This window comes from Streptomyces sp. NPDC088157 (assembly GCF_044741545.1).
GTDB lineage: Bacteria > Actinomycetota > Actinomycetes > Streptomycetales > Streptomycetaceae > Streptomyces.
This window is the reverse complement of record NZ_JBIUSU010000005.1, coordinates 231,875-253,407: the sequence shown is the minus strand read 5'-3', so window position 1 is coordinate 253,407 and position 21,533 is coordinate 231,875. Positions and strand designations below refer to the sequence as shown.

The window sequence follows — 21,533 nt, the reverse complement described above, 5'->3', positions numbered from 1 at the left end:
ACGCGTACAACCCCCACGGGGGGAAGTGTGTCCAACTGGCGTGGCAGAGGTACTCGAACTCCCAGTGGCGCCTCGCGGCGCGGCCCTGCGGCCGCCGCGAGCCGTCCTACGACCCCGTGTGCCCGGTGCGACCGGCGGCATGCCGGTGATCGCGCCCATGCCCGCAGCGCGGCCCGCCCGCATACCCAGTCAGCGTGACGGCGCCGAAACCGCCGAATCGACCGTCCCCGCCGAGGACACCGCGGCGGCCGGTACCACCGTCGACCACCTCACCGAGACCTACCGGGCCCACTACCGCTCGCTGCTCGGTCTCGCCGCCCTCCTTCTCGACGACACCGCCTCCTGCGAGGACGTCGTCCAGGAGGCCTTCATCCGCGTCCACTCCGCGCGCAAGCGCGTCCGCGACCCGGAGAAGACCCTCGCCTACCTGCGTCAGACGGTCGTCAACCTCTCCCGCTCCGCCCTGCGCCGCCGCATCCTCGGCCTGAAGCTGCTCTCCAAGCCGATGCCGGACATGGCCAGCGCGGAGGAAGGCGCCTACGACCAGCTGGAGCGCGACTCGCTGATCAAGGCGATGAAGGGTCTCCAGCGCCGTCAGCGCGAGGTCCTCGTGCTGCGCTACTTCGCGGACATGACCGAGGCCCAGGTCGCCGAGGCCCTCGGCGTCTCCCTCGGCTCGGTCAAGGCCTACGGCTCGCGCGGCATCGCCGCCCTGCGCATAGCCATGGAGGCGACGGCGTGAGCGGGGAAGCCGAAGGGCAGGGCTCCCACGGGAGCCATGACAGTCATGAGCGCCACGAGCCCTTCGCGTGGCACGAGCCGACCTCGCCGTCGGATGGACAAGAGCCGAAGCAATCGCACGCTGGGAACTCAACCGTGAACCACCACCTCGACGACCAGGGCCCCGACGGGCTCGACTCGGACGAGCTGGCACTGCGCCGGATGCTGCACGACGCCGTCCAGGAGATGGAACCGCGCGACGGCACACTGGACCACCTGCGGCGGGCCGTGCCCGTCCGGCGGGCCCGCAAGCGGCAGGCGGCCGTCGGCATGGCGGCCGCGGCCCTCTTCCTCGGCACCGCCGTCCCGGCCGTGCTGCACGTGTCGAACGCGGGCGGCTCGGACGCCAACCCTTCGCTGGCCGGCCAGGCCTCACAGGCGCAAGGCGGCACGGACCAGGGCAAGAACCCCGACGGCGGCTCCTCGGGCAAGGTCGGCGACTCCGCCGGCAAGACCGGTGAGCAGGGCAAGGGCGGCGCGACCGACTCCGGCCAGGGCAAGGAGTCCGCGGGCGGCACCGCCTCCAGCGGCACCGGCCCCGCCCCCGAGTCCCAGGCGAGCGCGCCCGCCTGCGCGGTGGACCAGCTCGCCGCGGGCACGCCCACCGTCGAGGTCCCCGACTCGGCCGGTACCGTCTACGGCACCTTCCGCGTCCAGAACGCCTCCACCGCCACCTGCGACGTCAGCGGTGCCGTCACCGTGACGTTCGGCGCCCAGGGCGCGGCCGACGCCACGAAGATCACCGTGGTGGAACACGGCTCCGGGGACGTGGCGGCCCGCCTGCCCGACCCCTCGCTCTACGTCTCCCAGCTCGCCCTCGCCCCCGGCTCCGCCTACGAGGTGAAGTTCGCCTGGGTGCCCTCCGAGACCTGCCCCACCACGGGCAGCAGCGGCGGCGGCGACAGCGGAGGCTCGGCGTCCCCCTCCCCGACCCCGTCCGAGCAGTCGAGCACGACCGGCGAGACCACCGCCGGCACCGCGACGCAGATGTTCACCGAGGACGGCACGGTCGACGGCAGCGTGAACGTGTCCTACACGGCCGAGGGCGGCGCCCCGACGAGCGTGGCCACGGTGTCGAACGCGTGCGCCGGGACCATCTACCGGACAGGCGTGCTGGCGTCTTCCTGAACGTCCCCGTCGGGCACGGCCCGGACGTCCCCGTCGGGCTCGGCCCGGACGTCCCCGTCGGGCTCGGCCCGGACGTCCCCGTCGGGCTCGGCCCGGACGTCCCCGTCGGGCTCGGCCCGGACATCCCCGTCGGGCTCGGCCCGACCGGTCCCGTTCGATCCGGCCGAGACGGCGGCGGGCTCCTCCGGGAGGAGGCCGAGCTCCGCGTCCCGCGCGAACTCCACCTCGCGGCGCAGCAGCCGGAACCACATGAACACCACGAAGCCGGCGAAGACGAACCACTCGCCGGTGTAGCCCAGGTTCTGGAACGCCTTCAGGTCGAGCCCCGTGTCGGCCGCCGCGGTCGCGGGCACCGCCGTCATCCCCGAGTCGGCGGTGTCGAGCGTGACCCAGGCGTCGTAGAGGTCGTACGGCACCACGTTGACCAGCGAGGCGGCGCTGACGGCCGCCGTCTGCCCGGCCGGCAGGCCGCCCTGCGCGCTCACCCCGTTGTCGCCGGGCGTCTCGGAGGCCTGGAGCGCGCCGGTGACGGTGACCCGGCCGGCCGGCGGCGCCGGGGCCTCGGCGGAGTCGGCGTCGCCGGGCAGCCAGCCGCGCACCACGGGCAGCGCCCTGCCGCCGTCCGTGCGCAGCAGGGTCAGCACGTAGTACCCGTCCCTGCCGTCCAGCTCCCGGTCGGGCACCAGCAACTGCTTGCCGTACCGCCCGGTGGCGGTGGCCTGTCTGCCGGAGGTCGCCTTGTCCACCGGGAGCAGCTCGGCCAGCGGTCGCACGGCCTCCGTGCGGGCCGACTCGGCCTGCGCCTCGGCGCTGCGGTGGTCGTCCACCCGCGCCTCGAACCGGCTCAGCTGCCAGGACCCCATGAACACGCAGAAGGGGATGGCCAGCAGCACGAAGACGTTGATCCCCCACCAGCGGGGCGTCAGCAGGAACCGGTACACGCCCTCCACGGTACGGGGCGCACGTGGCGTGCCGACCCGCGGGGTGAGGCTCGGCTGAGGCTTGGCCGAGGCTCGGGTCAGGCTCGGGTCAGGCTCGGGTGAGGCTCATTGGTGGGAGGGAGGTGCGAAGTCGGTGGGAAGTTATCCACAGCCTGGGGGCCTTGGCGTCCCAACGCCGTCGCGGGCGGGCAGTATGGGGCCATGACTGAGAGCAACGGGTCCGACGCACCCGAGCAGTACGAGGAGATGCCGGACTGGGAGAAGCGCTTCCGGGCGCCCCGGGTGTCGCTGCCCGACTGGGCCGAGGACGCGCCGGACCGCTCCCTGTTCGTTTCCAATGCGACGGGGACGTACGAGCTGTACGCCTGGGACCGGGCCACGGGTCATCAGCGCCAGGTGACCGACCGGGCCAACGGCACGACGGACGGCGTGCTCTCCCCGGACGGCGCGTGGATCTGGTGGTTCGACGACAAGGACGGCGACGAGTTCGGCGTCTGGCGCCGCCAGCCCTTCGGCGGCGGGGCGGATGAGCCGGCCGCTCCAGGCCTGGACGCCTCCTATCCGGCCGGCCTGGCCCTCGGCCGCGACGGCCGTACGGCGGTGGTCGGCCGTTCCACGGACGAGGAGGGCACGACGATCCACGTGGCGCGGACCGGCGAACCCCCCTTCGAGCTGTACCGCCACCGCGAGTCGGCGGGCGTGGGCGACCTCTCCCACGACGGCTCCCTCATCGCCATCGAGCACACCGAGCACGGCGACGCGATGCACTCCGCGCTGCGCGTGCTCCGCCCCGACGGCTCGAAGGTCGCCGAACTCGACGACACCAAGGGCGGCGCCGAGGAACTGGGCCTCGAGGTGCTCGGCTTCGCCCCGGTCGACGGCGACACCCGGCTGCTGATCGGCCACCAGCGCCGCGGCCGCTGGGAGCCCCTGGTCTGGGACGTGGGGACGGGCCTGGAGACGGACCTGGACCTCGACCTGCCGGGCGACGTCAGCGCCGAGTGGTATCCGGACGGCTCGGGCCTGCTCATCGTGCACAGCTTCGAGGCCCGCAGCGAACTGTTCCGTTACGACCTGGCGGGCCCCGGACTGGAGCGGATCCCGACCCCGCCGGGCACGGTCTCCGGGGCCACGGCCCGTCCGGACGGCAGCGTGGAGTACCTGTGGTCGTCCGCGGCCCGGTCGCCGGCGGTCCGCTCGACGACCGGCGAAGTGGTGCTGGACCCGCCCGGCCTGAAGTCCCCCGGCTCCGTCCCGGTGCAGGACGTGTGGGTGGAGGGCCCCGGCGGCCGTATCCACGCGCTCGTCCAGAAGCCCGCGGACGCCACCGGCCCGCTGCCCACCGTCTTCGACATCCACGGCGGCCCGACCTGGCACGACAGCGACTCCTTCGCGGCTGCCCCCGCCGCCTGGGTGGACCACGGCTACGCGGTCGTGCGCGTCAACTACCGCGGCTCCACGGGCTACGGCCGCGCCTGGACGGACGCCCTGAAGCACCGGGTGGGCCTGATCGAGCTGGAGGACATCGAGGCGGTGCGGGAATGGGCGGTGAGCTCGGGTCTCGCCGACCCCGCCCGGCTGATCCTCACCGGCGGTTCCTGGGGCGGCTACCTCACCCTCCTCGGCCTCGGCGTCCAGCCCGACGCGTGGGCTCTGGGCATCGCGGCCGTCCCCGTCGCCGACTACGTCACGGCCTACCACGACGAGATGGAGGCCCTGAAGGCGATGGACCGCACACTGCTCGGCGGCACCCCGGAGGAGGTCCCCGAGCGCTTCGAGGCCTCATCCCCGGTGACGTACGTCGACAAGGTGCGGGCCCCCGTCTACATCTCGGCCGGTGTGAACGACCCCCGCTGCCCCATCCGTCAGATCGACAACTACGTCAAGCGCCTGGAGGCGAGGGGAGCGGTCCACGAGGTGTACCGCTACGACGCGGGACACGGCTCACTGGTGGTGGACGAACGCATCAAGCAGGTGAGGCTGGAACTGGAGTTCGCGGAACGGTACCTGACGTAGGAATCGCCCCCTCCGGCGTTCGCTGAGCGAGGGCCCGGGGGCCGTACCCCGGAGGCCGGGAAGGGTGGGGACTGCGGGGGGCGAACGGGTCCTCCCGCAGTCCCCACCCACCGGGTGCACAGGCGGGCCCGGGAGGCGGAGGCCCCCTGGGCTACGCCTCGCCCGCAGGGGCGAACGGGTCCCCCCGGCAGTTCCCACCCACCCGGCGCCCCCGGTGAGCTGGGGCCAGTGAGGACGGGAGCCCGTGAGGCCTGGGGCCCGTGAGGACGAGGGGCGCCGGGCTACGCCCCGCCCGCACTACCGCCGGCGGCGCAGCAGTTCCGCCAAGCCCCGCCGAGTGGCGGCCAGTACCACCCGGTCCTCGCTCTTCAGGACATGCGTGTCCGAGAGGTCCCACACGAGCCCCGACCCACCCTGCCGCTCCCGCCCCCGGTCCAGCGCCAGCACCCGCCAGTGCCCCGCCCGGAACGCCTCCCCGACGGTCTTGCCCTCCAACTGCGGATGGCCCCCGACCTGCAGCGCGGCGAACAGCAACACCCGCCGCTCCACCGGGATGGCCCCCAGGATCTGCCGTCCCATCATCGCCCCGGCGAACGACGGCGCCGCGAGATGCGTCACGCTCCGGCTGCGGGTCAGGGCCTGCGGATGCGCGGCCCGCAGGGTGCGGTAGACGGCGGTCGCGAAGTCGTCGTCGTACAGCCGCAGCACCACCCGTAGATCGGGCCGCAGCGACCGCGCGTACAACGCGGCCTCCAGATTCGTCGTGTCGGAACTGGTCACCGCGAGCAGCGCGTGCGCGCGGTGGATCTTCGCGGCCTCCAGCACCCCTTCCTGCGTGACGTCCCCCAGCACCACCGGCACCCGTAACCGCCGCGCCACCGCGAGCCCGCGCGCCTCGGGCCCGGCCTCGACGCACACCACGGGAATGTTCAGCTCACGCAGCCGCGTCAGGACCCGCGTGCCGATCTTCCCCAGCCCGAGCAGCACGACGTGCCCGCCGAGACCCCGGGGCGGCCGGCGCAGCGCACCCGCCCCGCGGAACGTCCCGAGTGCCTCCAGCACCGCCGCCAGCAGCACCGGCAGCAGCAGCAACCCGACCAGCCCGGAGAGGAGTTGGAGCACCTGGCGCTCCGTACTCGCCCCGACGGCCGGGTCGTTGATGGCGAACAGGTCCAGCAGCGTCAGGTACAGCGCCCCCAGCGGATGGGTACCGGTGGCCAGCCACAACGCCACCGCCAGCGCGAACACGCACCCGACCAGCCCGGCCAGCGACCACCGCAGCCGCCGCGAGAACAGCGAGGCGAACGGCGCCACGACCCCGACTCCCCGCCCGGCCGGCAACGCGGGGCCCGCGGAGTACGCGACCTGCTCCAGGACGACGGACCCCCGCCTCCCGGACGCGGCCGCCTCCCGCACGGCCGCCGCGTCGGGGAGCAGCAGGGGCCCCTGCTCACCGCTGGTCTCGGAACCGTCGGCGAACGCCGGGTCGCTGCCGTTCGCCGACAGCAGCGCGAGCGTGGCGTGGTTCGGCTCGCCGGCCTCCCCGGGCGCGTACGGCGGCCGTTCGACGGCGCGCAGCAGCAGCCCGTCCGTCTGGACGACCTTGCTGGTGCCGACGACGGCCGTCGCGGCGAGCGCGGGGGCGGCGGTGTCGGCGTCGGACAGGACGGTGGTCGAGGCGTCACCGGAGGAGGCGTCGTAGGCGTCCCCCGACGCCCTCGCGCTCTCGGCGGCCAACGCGGACGCCTGGTCGAGGAGTTCCTCGATGTGCTGGCCCAACCGCCGGTTGTAGAGCCGCAGGACGAGCCGCAGCCGGGGGTTGAGCCGGCGGGCGGTGAGGGCGGCACGGATGTTGGTCTCGTCGTCGTCGTACACGAGCGCCAGCGCGGCGGCCCGCTCCACACCGGCCTCGGCGAGCACGGCCTCGGTGGCCTCCAGGGCCTCCAAGGTCCGCTGGCCGCCCACGGGTTCGCTCGGCGCGGTGGGCACGCCGTTGCCCGCCGCCCGGTTGACGGCGGCGCTCACCACCCGGTCGAGCAGCGCCGCCGATACGGCGCGGGCCCGCCCCACCACCGGTGGCCGGACCGTTCGCTCGGCGGGCGGCACGACGAGCGTCACCTGCTCCTCGTACACACCCCGCAGCTCGGCGGCGAGCCGGTGCGCCAGACCGTCGTCGCCGCACACCACCATGTGCGCGCCGGCGCTGCCCGGCGGCTGACCCTGATTCGGAACGCTTACCACGAGGGAGAAGACTGCCTCACCGGGACGGGAGGTTCCACGGATGAGGTGAACACCGCGCACGGAACCCCCGTATGAAAGGGGAGGGAATGCGAGAAACAGACATCAGGCAGAACACGGAAGCCGGAGGTGCGCGACCCGTGGCCATCACCAGAGCGGCCCCGCAGGAGCAGGGCGCGCCCCGGGACCGCCCGGAGCCACCGCCCGCGCCTCCCGCCGAGGCCCGGCGCCTCACCTCCCCACTCGTCCTGACGATGCTGCTGCTCCTGATGGTGCTGCTGCAGAGCCCGGTCCGCCGCGCGCTGTCCGCCCCCGTGATGCAGAGCTGGACGACGGTGTTCGTCGCGGTGGTGGTGCAGGCCCTGCCCTTCCTGGTGCTGGGGGTGCTGCTGTCGGCGGCGATCGCGGTCTACGTACCGCCCTCCTTCTTCGCCCGAGCCCTGCCGTCCCGCCCGGGGCTCGCCGTCCCGGTCGCCGGGGTCGCGGGCGCGCTGCTGCCCGGCTGCGAGTGCGCGTCGGTCCCCGTGGCCGGCGCCCTGGTCCGCCGGGGCGTGACCCCGGCCGCGGCCCTCGCCTTCCTGCTCTCCGCCCCGGCGATCAATCCGATCGTGCTGACGGCGACCGCCGTGGCCTTCCCCCGCAACCCCGAGATGGTGCTGGCCCGTTTCGCCGCCAGTCTGCTCGTGGCCTGCGCGATGGGCTGGCTGTGGCAGCGGCTGGGCCGCACGGACTGGCTGCGCCTGCCGGCCCACGCGCCACACGAGGGGGAGACGAAGGGAGCGGCGTTCTGGGACTCGGTCCGGCACGACGTGATGCACGCGGGCGGCTTCCTGGTCCTGGGCGCGATGGCGGCGGCGACCCTGAAGGCCGTCGCCCCGGAGAGCTGGCTGCGCACGGCGGCCGAGAACCCGGCGGTCGCCGTCCTGACGCTGGCCGTCCTCGCGGTGATCCTCTCCATCTGCTCGGAGGCGGACGCGTTCGTCGCCGCGTCCCTGACCCAGTTCTCCCTCACGGCCCGGCTCGCCTTCCTGGTGGTCGGCCCGATGATCGACCTCAAGCTGTTCGCGATGCAGGCGGGCACCTTCGGCCGGGGCTTCGCCCTGCGCTTCGCCCCGGCGACGTTCGCGCTGGCCATCGTGTCGGCGGTCCTGACGGGATGGGTCCTGCTGTGAACCGACAGTCCCAGGCGGCCGTCCTCTTCCTGCTCGGCGCGGCCCTCCTGCACGCCGGCACCACCGACCTCTACCTCCGCTACGTCAAGGCGGGCCTGCGCCCGCTCCTGCTGGCGTCCGGCGCGATCCTGATCGTCACTGCCCTGGCGACGGCGTGGTACGAGCGCCGCAGGGGCCGGCGGCAACGTCAGGAGGGCCACGTCCACCCGGAACCCCGGGTCTCCTGGCTGCTGATCCTCCCCCTCCTGGCGCTGATCCTGGTCGCCCCGCCGGCCCTGGGCTCGTACAGCGCGACCCGTACGGGCACGGCCCTCCAGGAGCCCCTCGCCTATCCGCCCCTCCCCGCCACGGATCCGCTGCCGCTGAGCGTCGTCGACTACGCGGGCCGAGCCGTCTACGACCACGGGCGCACCCTCACCGGCCGCGAGGTCCGCCTGACCGGTTTCGTGGCCCTGGACCACGACGGCACCCCCTACCTGGTCCGCATGGCACTCAACTGCTGCGCCGCCGACGCCCAGCCGGTCAAGGTCGGCCTGACCGGAGACATCCCTCCGGTCCTCCAGCCGGACGCCTGGCTGACCGTCACCGGCACCTACACCCCGCGCACCATCCACGACCCCGTCAACGACGGCCCCATCCCCTTCCTCAGGGTCACCACCGCCAAGCCGGCCCCGACACCACGGGACCCGTACGACGAGTCGTGGAACAACTGAGGGTTCCCGGCCACTGACGGTCGGTCCCCGAAAGCGTCCCCGCACCCGAACTTCCCCTGCCACGCCGCGGTTACGGCTCCCTCAACCCCTGGTGGCCGGGCGGTGAGCGCCTCATGATGGGGACCATGACGGCGGCCTCGCGTGCCTTGACACGACTGGCGACCTGGCCGGATCTCACGGAGGTCCGGCCCACCTGCGGCACCGGTCGGGCGTTGCGCTCGGGTGGGGTCGAGATCGCGCACTTCCACTCCGACCGGAGTGTCGACCTGCATCTCACCGCCAAGGCGATCCGCCGGTTCGAGAGAGACCTGAGGCACTCCACCGCCATACGGTTGCTGCCCGGCTCGCCCTGGTTGACCGTCCACCTGGAGTGCGAGACGGACATCGACCTGCTGTTGACGCTGGTCAGCGCCGCCCTCCAGGCCCACCAGAGACACCCGGACGCGGACGCCACCGCCCTCCCGCGCTGCAACGACCACCGGGAAGCGGCGCTCACCCGCGAGAGCGTGGGCGGTATCTGAAGTCCTCCCACTCCAGGCGTCGGTGACGTCCGGCGGGTGGAGTCCGGCCCGGCGAGCACGTGAGGGCCGCGGGGCGCCGTGGGGCGACCGGCCCCCGCCGTCTGGTTAGCTGACGGCCCGTCAGCTATCGTCGCCCTACCGTGCCGATACGGAAGGGGCGAGCGCCATGGAGACCGACCCGGACCGTCCGACCCGTCCTTCCCGGAGCCCGCGGCCGCCGGGTGATCCCCGCTGGGTGGCGATGTTCTACGACCCGGCCTCGGCGTCCTGGCGACCTGGCGCCGAATCCCCCGACCGCACGCCCGTGCTGTACGCGATCGCCGAGATGACGCAGGTCAAGCGGGCCCGCGGGGACGAGTCCCCGGTCGCCCTGTGGGGGCCGCGGAACGGCGAATGGCAGCGCTTCGACCCGTATCAGGCCGCGTCCCCGATCGCGTCCCTGCCCGGGTCTTCGGCCGCCTCCCCGTCCGGGGCTCCGGCCCCGTCCGCGCCGGAGGCCGCGGACCGGGCGCCGGCCGACGGCAGCGCGCCGCCCGGTCACGCCAAGCTCGCGGAACGCATGGGGGACCGTCGGCACCAGGTCCTCATGGCGGGCCTGAGCAAGGCCGGCCTCTACGACCTCGCGCCGGACGACGTGACGGCCGTCCGGACCCTGGTCGACCAGGTGGACGAGGCCACGCTGCGCAGGGTCGCCCACTGGATGGCCTTGGCCGGCGGGCCGGTTGAGTGACCTGACCCGAGGGCAGACACGTCGTATGACGGTCTCCGTGAACCGCGAACTGTGTTACGGCTCCGGCGAGTGCGCCTTCCGCGTGCCCTCCGTCTTCACCACGGCGGACGGTTTCGGAGCCGTCATACCGGGACGTGAGGACACGGGCGACGACCCGGAGGTGCGGGAGACGGCCGAGCGCTGCCCGTCGCAGGCCATCGATCTCGGGTAGTCCGGCAAGCCGCGGGCGGCCCGAGGGTGGCCACGGGCGACTGTCCGGCGGCTGTCGGCGGGCGGTCGGTCTCCCGTGGGGGTCACCGGGTCGGGTAGCTCCAGCGGAACGACTCCAGCGCCCTGGCCCTCGCCTCCACGACCGCCATGCGCGCCTCCCGTTCGACGGGGTCGACATGCGCGGCCTGGCCCGTCACCTGACCGTCCCACTTCCGGTGGAGCAGCCCGGCCCGCGCCGAGAACCAGCCGCGGCTCACCGAGTTGAGCCGCGAGCAGGACACCGGTGTCCTCGGACGCCGGCAGGGCCATCCAGCCGCCGAGCGCGGTCAGCAGGTCCCGCCGTACGAAGAGGCTCGCGGGGTGGACCTGCGCACGGAAGTCGTTCGTCTTCCAGTGGTCGAGTACGGCTCCGCGCTCTATCGGCCCCTCGGCCGGATCGCAGGAGAAGCCGACCGTGGAGCCGTCCGGCATGAGGTCCAGGACGCTGGAGGTGGCCCAGCCGAGGCCCGGATCGCGTTCGAGAGCGGCCAGATCGCGGGCGAGCGCGCCGGGCGCGAGCCGGTCGTCGGCGTCCAGGACCTTCACGTACTCACCCTCGGCGTGCGCGAGCGCGATCGTGCGGGCGACTCCGGGACCGCCCGGACGCCCCTGACGGAACGTCACGCGGTCCGCGTCGGGAACGTACGGCGCGACCTCGTTCGTCGTGCCGTCCTCCTGGATCACCCAGTGCCACTCCCAGCCGGCGGGTAACTCCTGGGCGCGCAGTGACTCGTAGGCCTCCGGCAGGTACCGGGCCGAGGGGGCGTGGACGGCTGTGACGATGACGATGCGCCGGCACACACCACCTTTCAGGACGACGGGTGGTGGAGAGCGGCTCCGTACTCGGGCCCGGCCCAGGACGCGACCGGGCAGGCAAAGGCCCGGTCGCTGGCGACGGGGGATGCACCAGCGACCGGGCTATGGCCAAGGCTAACAAGGCCGCCGGGTCGGCGGGCGTCGACTTCTCAGCTGCCTCGCGGTTGTGATCGGGATCACTCTCCCGCCCTCGGTGCGCTCATCCCTCGCACGGGGGCTCGTACGAGAGCCGGGGCAGGTACTCGTGCCATTGGTCCGCCGTCAGCACACCCCGCGTGGTCGCGCAGATACGGGTGATCGCCTCGTCGACGTCCAGGTTCCACAGCCGTACGGTGTCGGCGCCGCTGGAGACGCCGAGCATGTGGCTGTTGGGGCTGAAGGAGAGGAAGTTGCCGGTCTTGGCGTTGGGGCTCATCGACTGTCCGATGGGGGAGGCCCCGGCCGGGTCGGTCACGTTCCACAGCCGGATCGTGTTGTCGTTGCCGCCGCTGGCGAGGGTGTCGCCGTCCTGGCTGAAGGTCAGCGACACGACCGCCTCGGTGTGGCCGGTGAGGGGCGAGCCCCGCGGAAACGCCTTCGCCGGGTCGGTCACGTTCCAGAGCCGCACCGTGTCGTCGTCGCTGCCGCCGGCCAGCGTATGGCCGTCCGGGCTGTAGGCGAGCGCGTTGACCGGTCCTGCGTGCCCGGTGAGCGGACTGCCGAGCGCGGTGGTGCGCAGGGGATCGGTCACGTCCCAGAGCCGGACGGTGTGGTCCGCGCTGCCGCTGGCGAGGGTGCGGCCGTCCGGGCTGAAAACGAGGGCGTTGACGAACCCCTTGTGGCCGGTGAGCGGACTGCCGAGCGCGGTGGCGTGGGCGGGGTCGCCGACGTCCCACAACTGGATGGTGCGGTCGTCGTAGGCCGTCGCCAGCGTGCGCCCGTCCGGGGCGAAGGCCAGCGCGTCGGGGCCCAGGAACCGGGAGCGCAGCTGGAGGGGTGGCCCCGCGGAGACCGGCCGGGCCGGGTCGGTGACGTCCCACAGGTACACCGCCCGGTTCGCCGTCAGCACCGCGAGCGTATGGCCGTCGGGCGCGAACGCGAGTGTGCGCTCGCCGCCGTCGCCGGGCATGAAGGGCGCGCCCAGCGTCACCGGCCGCCCGGGGTCCGCCACGTCCCACAGCCGGATCCTGCCGTCGCGGGCGGCCGTGGCGAGCACCCGCCCGTCCGGCCGGAAGGAGCCGCTGCGGCCGATCATGTCCGACGTCGGGACCGACCACAGCCGGACCTTGCTGTCGCCGTTGCCGGTGGCGAGGGTACGGCCGTCGGGGCTGAAGCCGATGGCGTACATCTCGCCGCTGCCCCCCGCGAGCGGCTCGCCGACCTGCGAGGGGTACGCCGGGTCGCTGACGTTCCACAGGGTGGCCGTACTGTCCGCGCTGCCGGCGGCGAGCATGGTCCCGGCGGGGTTGAACGCCACCGACCACACGGGACCGGTGTGCCCGTTGAGCGGTGCGCCGACCTGGGCCGCCCGGCCGGGGTCGGCCACGTTCCACAGCCGGATCGTGTCGTCCGCGCTGCCGCTGGCGAGGGTGTCGCCGTCGGGGCTGAAGTCCAGTGAGTGCACGGTGTCTGTGTGACCCGTCAGGACCGTGTCGAGCCGCTTCGGGTGGCGCGGGTCGGCCGTGTCCCACAGCCGGATCGTGTTGTCGTCGCCTCCCGCCGCCAGTGTCCGCCCGTCGGGGCTGATCGCCATGGAGCGCACCGCGGCGGTGTGGCCGGACAGCACGGCGAGCGCCGTCGGCCGGGCCGGCTCCGCGCCCACGCTCGGCTCCGCGCCCACGCTCGGCTCCGCCCCCACGCTCGGCTCCGCCCTCGTGGAAGGGGCCCCCATGTTCCACAGACGTACGGTGTGATCCTCGCCCGCGGACGCCAGCGTCCGCCCGTCCGGGCTGAAGGCGAGCAGGTAGATCGTGCCGACGTGGCCGGTCAGGGGCGTTCCGAGCGGGCGCGGGTGAGCGGGGTCCCGGACGTCCCACAGCCGGACGGTGCCGTCGTCGCCCGCGCTGGCGAGGGTGCGGCCGTCCGGGCTGAACACCGCGCTGCTCACCCAGCTCGTGTGGCCGGTGAGGGGCTTGCCCAGAGGCTTGGGGTGCGACCGGTCGCTGACGTCCCACAGCCGGACGGTCCGGTCGTAGCTGGCGGTGGCCAGGACCTTGCCGTTGGGGCTGAACGAAGTGAGGTAGACGGCGCCGGTGTGGCCGAGCAGGGGCGTGGCCAGCGGCGCGTTCACGATCGAGATCAGGCGGTTGTTCGTGCCCGCGTCGTCCGGCCGCAGGTCGTGCGCCACCAGGTCGAGCTGCGCGGACAGCGACGGATCGGTGTACTGGACGCGGTCGGCCTCCGCGACCACCTGCTCGAACACGGCGTCGTTGCGCTGCTGCCAGGCGACCACGGCCGCGCCGACGGCGAGGATCGACAGCACCACCAGCGCCGACACGGCGCCCCGGCTGATCCAGACGATGCGCCTGCGCAGCCTGACGGAGGCGGCCAGGAACTCCACCGCGCTGCGGGTCAGGAAGGTGTCGCCGGCGGACTTGGCCCAGCTGTGGGCCTGCTCCAGGCGGGAGCCCCGGTAGAGCAGCGCCGAGTCGCGGTTCGAGCCCTCCCAGGCCCGGCCGTCCTCCTCCAGCCGTTGACGCAGCAGATGGTCGCCGCGGTCCTCGTCGATCCAGTCGCGCAGCCGGGGCCAGGCGTGCAGCAGCGCCTCGTGGGTGATCTCGACGGTCTCCGCGTCGAGGGTCACGAGCCGGGCACGCACGAGAGCCTCGAGCGACTCCTCCGTCTTGCCGGGGTCGGCCGACTCCTCCGCCAGCCTTCGACGCGTACCCCGCCGACGGGTGGCCTGGGTGTCCTCGCCCAGCCTGACCAGCCGCAGCAGGAGCTGCCGGGCCGCCGTACGCGCCGCGGGGTCGAGTCCGGACCAGGCCCGCTCGGCGGTCGCCGCCACCGCGCCCTGGATGCCGCCCGCCGCGCGGTAGCCGGCCAGCGTCAGCCGCCCCGCCTTCCTGCGCTGCCAGGTGGCGAGCAGGGCGTGCGAGAGAAGGGGCAGCGCGCCCGCGTGCGCTCCGCGCGGACCGTCGTCGGTCACCTCACGGATGATCAGCTCCGCCAGCCCGGGTTCGAGCTCCAGTCCCACCGCCCTGGCCGGTCCGGTCACCGCCTCGCGCAGTTCGGGGGTGCTCAGCGGCCCCAGCACCATGTGCCGGTGCTGGAGGGCGTCGGAGAGCTCGGGGTGACCGAGGCACTCCTCGTAGAAGTCGGCACGGATACCGAGGACGACGAGGACGGGGGGCGAGGGAGAGGCCGACGGCGCTGCGCCGGGTCCGGCACGGCCGTCGGTGGTTCCGGTGGTGGGGGCGGCGGGCGTGCAGGCGGCGTGCAGGAGTTGGATGAAGAGGCGCCGGTCCGCCTCGTCGGGACAGAGGGTGAACGTTTCCTCGAACTGGTCGACGATGATGACGGGACGGGAGGCGGGACGGGTGGGAGCGGCGCGGTCGGCGGGCGGGGTGGAGAGCGCGGGGGAGGCGTCCGCGTCCCGTTGCGCCCACGCCGTGACGGCCTCCCGTACGGCACGCGCGAAGCGAGGGGTGCCGGGCTTCCCGGCCGTGGCTGAGGAGGCGGCTGTAGGGCTGGTCGAGGAGGTGGCGGTAGGGGCGGCTGAAGCCGGCGTGGCGAACGGGGCGAGCTCGGGGATGCGGCTGGTCAGCTCGGCGAGCGGATCGGCGCCCGGCACGAACTGAAGGACCGGGGTGGCGTTCGCGGGAATGTCGGTATCGGCCTTCGTCGCCCGGCTGCCGTTGTTCCGGTCGGCCGGCGCACGCTTCTGGAGGGCGGGCACGAGACCGGCGCTGAGCAGGGAGGACTTGCCCGCCCCGGAGGCGCCGACCAGCATGACCAGGCCCCCCGTACGTTCCGCCGCGCGAAGCTGGGCGACGAGGGCGTCCGTACTCCGCTCCCGGCCGAAGAACCAGCGCGCGTCCTGCTCACGGTACGAAGCGAGCCCGCGGTAGGGGCACACACCACCGGGAACGCCCTGCGCCTCGGCCGCCGGCCGCTGGCCTTCCTCCTCCTGCACGGACGCGACGGGGACATCGCCGACGACCGGATCGGCCACGGCCCGCTCCCACAGCCGCTGCCACTGGCCGAGGTCGTACAGACCGGTGGACACCGGGGCGGGCCGCGTGCGCCGCGCCTCGGGTATCAGGACGTGCAGCACCGCGGCGAGGGCGGCGAACTGGGCGGGCACGTTCCTGGCCCGTCGCCAGTCGCTGATCCGCTGCGTGGAGACCCGGACGGGACGCCCCCGTTCGTCGACCCGCTGGAGCCGGGCGACCGTCTCGGAGACGCGCTTGAGGGGAGGGTTGCCGGCCTCCTTGTACAGCAGTGCGAGTCGTTCCGCGAAAGCTGTGCGTGCGCCTGAGTCGGAACTCAAGGCCTCCACCCCTAACTTCACCCGCACCTGCAATCCGGACCGGAAAAACCACTTTATATGGCTGACCTGCGGTTAAGTGGCTGACGGGACATCGGATCCTCCTAGTTTCGGGCCTCAGCTGGCACGATCCGGATGCAGAAGCGCACCAACCGGGCGTAACGCGGGCGACCGCGGGCCCGGCGCGCGAACCGCGCCGTCACAGGCGCGGTCGACTCCGCCCGCACCGTTCGTCACCGGTCCGCACGAGGGGAGGGACCGGTGCCGAACGGTGCGGCGTGTGACGAGCGGCGGACGCGGACGCGGGCGCGGACGTGAAAGCGGGCGAGGACTGTCGGCGCTGACGTGGCACGGGCGTCGAACTCTTTCGTGGCACCCGGCGCGGTGGGCAGGTCTGTGGGCGGGGCCCTGGGCGGGTCCGCTACCGCTTGGCCGAGCCGGGCTGGACCGTCGGGATCCGGTGGGTGAAGAACAGTGCGAGCAGGGCGCTGAGCGCCAGAATGGCGAGGGCGGCGCGCAGTCCGTCGATCCGTGCCTCGGTGTTCGCGTCGAGCGCGGCGTCGGCCACCTCCGCGTCGGCGTCGGCGTCGGCGAGGGCGGTCTTGAGCTGGGCGTCCGACAGGAAGGGCACACCGCTCTGGAGCTGGGCGTTCGCCTGGCTCTTGACCTGATCCGGGACCGCCGGGTTCTGTTCGACGCCGGTCAGGAACGACGTGGTCATGGTGGCGATCAGAATCGACCCGGCGAGTGCCGTACCGATCGAGGCCCCGAGGTTGGTGACGGAGTTCTGGATGCCGCCGACCTCCGCACTCTGCTCGTCCGGTACCGCGGACACGGTGACCGATCCGAGCTGGGAGGCCAGCGCGCCCATGCCCAGTCCGATCAGCAGCAGCGGGATGGTCACGATCTCCGGGCCCGCGTCCGCGTCGAGCGCGGCCATCAGGACCACCGCCCCCGCGAACATCGCGAGGATCCCGAGCCGCACGACCCGCCGTGGTGAGACGTCGGGGAGGAGGCGCGGGATCAGGATCGCGGCGGCCAGCAGGGTCAGCGAGAGCGGCAGGATGCGCGCACCGGTCTGCAGCGCCGAAAGACCGAGCGCGACCGACAGATAGAGCGGGACGAGGAAGAACACGCCCATCTGCACGAGGTACTGGAAGAAGAACATCGTCAGGCCGCCGGTGAGCTGCTTGTTCGCCAGCAGTGCCGGATCCACGAGCGGCTCCGCGCCCTGCCGGACGAGCCGGGCCTCCCAGCGGAGGAAGATCCAGACCAGGAACAGCCCGGCGAGCACCAGCCACACGACCGGCGAGACTCCCAGCCAGGAGGGGGCGTCGGGCTTCGGCCGGAACCAGCCCCACTCGGACGAGCGCAGGACGCCGAACACGAAGGTCCCGAGCCCCAGGGCGGAGAGGACGGCCCCGACGAGGTCGATGCGCGGAGGGGCGTCCGGCACCGCGTCCGTGACCCGCCGGGCCAGGACCAGGATGCCGAGCACGATGACCACCTCGCCGGCGAACACCCAGCGCCAGGAGAAGTACGTCGTGGCGACGCCACCGATGAGCGGCCCCAGGGCGATGGCCACGGCCCCCGCGGCCGCGACGAGCCCGTAGGCGGCGGGGCGGCGTTCCACGGCGAAGTTGCCGGCGACGAGCGCCACGATCGCGGGCAGGATCAGCGCCGCCCCGATCCCCTCCAGGAGCGACCAACCGACCAACAGCACCGGCAGGTTCGGGGCGAGCGCCGTGGTCAGTGACCCGCATCCGTAGACGACGCTGCCGATCATGAAGGCCCGCTTGCGGCCGATCAGCGCGCCGACCTTGCCGCCCGGGATCATGAGCATCGCCATCACGAGCGTGTACGCCGTGATCGCACCCTGGATCCCGGTCACGGTCGAGTCCACGTCCTCGGCCACCGTGGCGATCGACACGTTCATGACGGAGCTGTCGAGCGCCATCAGGAACTGGCCCGCCGCGAGCGTCAGCAGAACGATCCGCGCCGACGTCGAACTCCCGTTCGTATCCGCTGTGGGGGTCATCGTCGAATTGTGTCCACGGCCATGCCGGCCGTGGGGAACGGACCCGCGACCCGCCAGGAAGATCAGCCGGGTGGCCGGGTGGCGGGGTGGCCGGTGCCGGGGTGCCGGGGTGGCCCGGTGGCGGGGCAGCGGGGTGGCCGGCCCTGTGCGCCGCGCACCGGGTCGGCCACCCCGCGGAGAGGCCCGCCGTCAGCCTGTCGTCAGCGCTCCCGCGGGACGACGCACAGCGCCCAGATCACGAAGGCGTACAGCGCGATCAGGGTGAGCGACCAGACGGGGTAGTACGGGATCGACAGGAAGTTGGCGATGATCAGCAGCCCCGCGATGCCGACCGCGACGACCCGTGCCCACGTGGCGCGCGAGAAGAGACCGGCGCTCACACCGATGGCGATGACTCCCAGGACCAACTGGATCCAGCCCCAGCTGGTCAGGTCGAACTTGAAGACGTAGTTGGGGGTGTTCACGTAGATGTCGTCGTCGGCGATGGCCATGATGCCCCGGAACAGGTCGAGGACACCGGCGATGAACAGCATGACGCCGGCGAACGTCACCAGTCCGCCGGCGGTTGCCTCGGACGCGGCCGACCGGTGGTGCATCGAGCTCGTGGTCATGGCAGATTCCTCACTTCGTCGGTGATACGCGACGTGCAGCACTCGTCTCCGAGCCTGTGGGCTGACCGGGCGGGGGAGATCACCCGCGGCGGGTGAAGTTTGCGGGGCGGATCGCTGCTGCCCTGGAAGCGGACACACCGGTGGGGCGCGGAGGAGCGGGGCGGCCCATGACCGACCGAAAGGGATCCGAAACGCGATGGTCAGGGCCGCCCGCCCCCCACAGACAGCCACCGCACTCACCGGAGCCGTAGTCGTAGCCGAGCCACCGCCACCGCTACCACCGCCACTGACGATTCCGCCGCCGCTACCACCGCCACTGACGATCCCACCGCCCCGGACGCAGGCGAAACGATCTCACGGAGCCGCTGCCATGACGACGACCCACAACAGCCTGGACGGACACGACGTCCGGCACCGCGACCCGCAGGAGCGGGCCGCGCTCGGGAAGGCCGCGCGGGCCGCCGCGCCCCGCTCCAGCCACGCGGAGTTCTCGCCCGGGCCGGGGCGGCCGGACCCGTTGAAGATCATCGAGAAACAGTCGGCGTCACGGCTGAGCGACCTCGTACCGATCCGCTACAGCAGGATGTCCGAGTCGCCGTTCCGGTTCTACCGGGGCGCCGCCGCCATCATGGCCTCGGATCTGGCCGACACTCCGACGTCGGGACTGCGGGCCCAGCTGTGCGGTGACGCGCACATGTTGAACTTCCGGCTGCTGGCCTCCCCCGAACGCCGCCTGATGTTCGACATCAACGACTTCGACGAGACGTTGCCGGGGCCCTGGGAGTGGGACGTCAAGCGCCTGGCCGCCAGCCTCGTCATCGCGGGCCGGGCCAACGGCTTCAGCACCAAGCAGCGGGCCGCGATCGTGCTGGCCACCGTGCGTTCCTATCGCGAGAGCATGCGGTCGTTCGCCGCACTCGGCAACCTGGCCGTCTGGTACGCCCAGTACGACGTCGGCCGGGTACGGGACCGCTTCGGGCCGGACCTGTCCGCGCGGGGCCGTGAACGGTGGGCGCAGGCCGTGACCAAGGCGCGTTCGCACGACACCCTCCAGGTCTTCGACAAACTCACCCACGTCGTCGACGGCAGCCGCCGCATCGCCCCCGATCCACCGCTCATCACGCGTCTCGAGGACCTGCTGCCGGACGGCCGGCGCGGCGACGTGGAACAGGAGATCCGCCGGCTGATCGAGCGCTACGGCCAGACCCTGCCGACGGACCGGCGGTTCCTGCTGGAGCAGTACCGGGTGGCCGACATGGCGCGCAAGGTCGTCGGGGTCGGCAGTGTGGGCACCCGCTGCTGGATCGTGCTGCTGCTCGGCAAGGACGACGAGGATCCCCTGTTCCTGCAGGCCAAGGAGGCCGACGAGTCGGTGCTGGCCCCCCACGTCGGGGCGAGCACCTACCGGACGCAGGGCGAGCGGGTCGTCGCCGGGCAGCGCCTGATGCAGGCCACCAGCGACATCTTCCTGGGCTGGGAGCGCGTCGAGGGCATCGACGGCCGACGCCGGGACTTCTACGTGCGGCAGTTGCGGGACTGGAAGTGGGTCGCCGAGGCCGAGGAGATGGTGCCCCGCGGCATGCGTACCTTCGGTGCGCTGTGCGGCGCGACGCTGGCCCGGGCCCACGCGAGATCCGGCGACCGCATCGCCATCGCCGCCTACCTGGGCGGCGGCGACAGCTTCGACCGGGCCCTGTCGACCTTCGCCGAGCACTACGCCGACCAGAACGAGCGGGACCACCAGGCACTGGTCACCGCCATCCAGACCGGCAGGCTACCGGCGGAAGCAGCCTGAAGATCCCGAGAAGTATCCCGAGAAGTATCCCGGGAAGAGGGGTCACTTTCCGGCCGCCGTCCAAGGCGCCCCGCGGCGGAGGCGGGCGGCGACGGCGAGTGCCGCGACCGACCCGGCGACGATCAGGGGGTGCCCGACCAGCCATGTCTGAACGCCCTCGAACGGGTCGTCGGCGGTCAGCCTCGCGCGTTCGAGCATCCAGGAGACCGAGAACACGAGCCCGATGACCCCCACACCGATGCGGAACGAGGGGTAGACGGTCGTACGGGCCAGCACGAGCAGCGACGGCATCATCAGGGCGACGACGAGCAACTGGGTCGCTTCGATGCCCAGGTTGAAGCCCAGCAGCGTGGTGACGAGCGACCCGCGGTCGAGACCGAGGTCGCCGATGAGCGAGGCGAACGCGAGACCGTGGACGAGCCCGAAACCCGCGGCGATGAGCACCTCGCCGCGCGCGACCAGCGGCCGTATCGCATGGACCGCGGAGACGGCGATCGAGAAGGCGATGAGCGTCTCGACCGGCCGTGACGGTACGTGGATCACTCCCGAGGCCGCCAGGGCGAGGGTGAGCGAGTGGCCCACGGCGAACGCCGACACGACGTGCACGACGCGTACGAGACCGCGGCGCGGCGATGTGTCCTTGGCGCGCCATCGGCCGCCGGCGGCCACCAGCGGGGCGGGGATGAGCAGCATCAGCAGGAACAGCAGGTGGTCGGCGCCCTCACCGACATGCTCGATGCCGAGCCCGGCCGTGGTGGCGAAGCCCTTCAGCCAGGAACCCTCGTCGGCCGGGACCCGCAGGCTCTTGGTGTCCCAGTCGAGGACGCCGAGTGTCTCGGCGTCGTCCGTCTTGAGGATGCCGCGGTCGAAGTCGTACCGGACGGTGGCGATGACCTTGTGGGTGAGCAGTTCCTCGACGATGACGTCGTAGCGCAGACGGAAGTCTGTGACCTGTCCGTCCGGCGGACGGATGGTGAGCGGATAGACGAGGTGCGCCGTCCCGTCGATCGTCCGCACCGACCCCGTGCCGAGCGCCACGGCCCAGGCGTTGCCGTCCTCGCCGACGGCGCTGATGTGCTGCGCCGTATAGCGCTTCAGGAAGGACCGGTCCTCGCCGAGCACGCTCGCGCGGGTGAGGTCGCGGGCGACGGCGATCGCCAGGCGGTCGACGGGCAGCTGTACCTCGCCCTCGACCCGGTCGTCACGGATGTCGAGCAGGACGGCCGAGGTGCTCATCGGGTGGGCGCCGGCCGGCGACGCGAGGCCGCCGACCAGCAGGAACGCCGCGAGCAGCAGGGCGGAGACGAGACGGCGCAC

General features: G+C 72.9%; 15 protein-coding genes and 1 pseudogene. 9 read left to right on the top strand and 7 right to left on the bottom strand.

Going from position 1 to position 21,533, the window contains the following annotated elements; all coding sequences use genetic code 11:
* Positions 1-40 precede the first annotated feature (40 nt).
* Both ACIPFH_RS21215 and ACIPFH_RS21210 read left to right on the top strand, forming a co-directional pair.
* The gene (locus ACIPFH_RS21215) at positions 41-742 is read left to right on the top strand and encodes a SigE family RNA polymerase sigma factor (RefSeq protein ID WP_401828396.1); all 702 of its coding nucleotides are present in this window, start codon (positions 41-43) and stop codon (positions 740-742) included.
* Between the two features lie 134 nt (positions 743-876).
* Complete coding sequence (locus tag ACIPFH_RS21210; protein ID WP_401828394.1) at positions 877-1,908, top strand: hypothetical protein; 1,032 nt, start codon at positions 877-879, stop codon at positions 1,906-1,908.
* On the opposite strand, the gene ACIPFH_RS21205 is transcribed toward ACIPFH_RS21210, so the two are convergent.
* Positions 1,878-2,849, bottom strand: a complete 972-nt coding sequence (locus tag ACIPFH_RS21205; RefSeq protein ID WP_401828392.1) for an SURF1 family protein — start codon at positions 2,847-2,849, stop codon at positions 1,878-1,880. The genes ACIPFH_RS21210 and ACIPFH_RS21205 overlap by 31 nt on opposite strands.
* 201 nt (positions 2,850-3,050) lie before the next feature.
* Between ACIPFH_RS21205 and ACIPFH_RS21200 the strand changes: the two genes are divergently transcribed.
* A complete protein-coding gene (locus ACIPFH_RS21200) occupies positions 3,051-4,865 on the top strand; it encodes a prolyl oligopeptidase family serine peptidase (protein WP_401828390.1) in 1,815 nt (604 codons plus the stop codon).
* Between the two features lie 297 nt (positions 4,866-5,162).
* Here the strand turns inward: ACIPFH_RS21200 and ACIPFH_RS21195 are convergent, their stop codons facing one another.
* A complete protein-coding gene (locus ACIPFH_RS21195) occupies positions 5,163-7,055 on the bottom strand; it encodes an NAD-binding protein (RefSeq protein WP_401829214.1) in 1,893 nt (630 codons plus the stop codon).
* A gap of 188 nt (positions 7,056-7,243) precedes the next feature.
* On the opposite strand from ACIPFH_RS21195, the gene ACIPFH_RS21190 reads away from it, so the two are divergent.
* From ACIPFH_RS21190 to ACIPFH_RS21170, 5 genes are all read left to right on the top strand, one after another.
* A complete protein-coding gene (locus ACIPFH_RS21190) occupies positions 7,244-8,275 on the top strand; it encodes a permease (protein WP_401828388.1) in 1,032 nt (343 codons plus the stop codon).
* Positions 8,272-8,988, top strand: coding sequence for a TIGR03943 family putative permease subunit (locus ACIPFH_RS21185; RefSeq protein ID WP_401828386.1), 717 nt, complete (start codon positions 8,272-8,274; stop codon positions 8,986-8,988). Before ACIPFH_RS21190 ends, ACIPFH_RS21185 begins: the two co-directional genes overlap by 4 nt.
* Before the next feature lie 125 nt (positions 8,989-9,113).
* Entirely contained in the window at positions 9,114-9,509 is a 396-nt protein-coding gene (locus tag ACIPFH_RS21180) for a luciferase family protein (protein WP_401828385.1), read from the top strand.
* Between the two features lie 166 nt (positions 9,510-9,675).
* Positions 9,676-10,239 carry a hypothetical protein gene (locus ACIPFH_RS21175; RefSeq protein WP_401828383.1) on the top strand — a complete coding sequence of 188 codons (564 nt, stop codon included), beginning with the start codon at positions 9,676-9,678 and terminating at the stop codon, positions 10,237-10,239.
* A gap of 25 nt (positions 10,240-10,264) precedes the next feature.
* Entirely contained in the window at positions 10,265-10,450 is a 186-nt protein-coding gene (locus ACIPFH_RS21170) for a ferredoxin (protein ID WP_401828381.1), read from the top strand.
* An 82-nt stretch (positions 10,451-10,532) separates the two neighbouring features.
* Here ACIPFH_RS21170 and ACIPFH_RS21165 read toward each other — a convergent pair.
* From ACIPFH_RS21165 to ACIPFH_RS21150, 4 genes and pseudogenes are all read right to left on the bottom strand, one after another.
* Positions 10,533-11,289 (bottom strand): annotated as a pseudogene (locus tag ACIPFH_RS21165) (glycosyltransferase family 2 protein).
* Positions 11,290-11,503: 214 nt separating this feature from the next.
* Positions 11,504-15,784, bottom strand: coding sequence for an AAA family ATPase (locus ACIPFH_RS21160; RefSeq protein ID WP_401828380.1), 4,281 nt, complete (start codon positions 15,782-15,784; stop codon positions 11,504-11,506).
* Between the two features lie 409 nt (positions 15,785-16,193).
* Positions 16,194-17,810, bottom strand: a complete 1,617-nt coding sequence (locus ACIPFH_RS21155; RefSeq protein WP_401828378.1) for an MFS transporter — start codon at positions 17,808-17,810, stop codon at positions 16,194-16,196.
* A 200-nt stretch (positions 17,811-18,010) separates the two neighbouring features.
* Positions 18,011-18,421 (bottom strand): hypothetical protein, encoded by a 411-nt coding sequence (locus tag ACIPFH_RS21150; RefSeq protein WP_356248620.1) that lies wholly within the window; start codon positions 18,419-18,421, stop codon positions 18,011-18,013.
* 370 nt (positions 18,422-18,791) lie between these two features.
* Here ACIPFH_RS21150 and ACIPFH_RS21145 point away from each other — a divergent pair, with 370 nt between their 5' ends.
* Positions 18,792-20,216, top strand: a complete 1,425-nt coding sequence (locus tag ACIPFH_RS21145; RefSeq protein ID WP_401828377.1) for a DUF2252 domain-containing protein — start codon at positions 18,792-18,794, stop codon at positions 20,214-20,216.
* Positions 20,217-20,258: 42 nt separating this feature from the next.
* Here ACIPFH_RS21145 and ACIPFH_RS21140 read toward each other — a convergent pair whose 3' ends face one another.
* On the bottom strand, positions 20,259-21,533 hold the full coding sequence (locus ACIPFH_RS21140) for a HupE/UreJ family protein (RefSeq protein WP_401828376.1): 1,275 nt from the start codon (positions 21,531-21,533) through the stop codon (positions 20,259-20,261).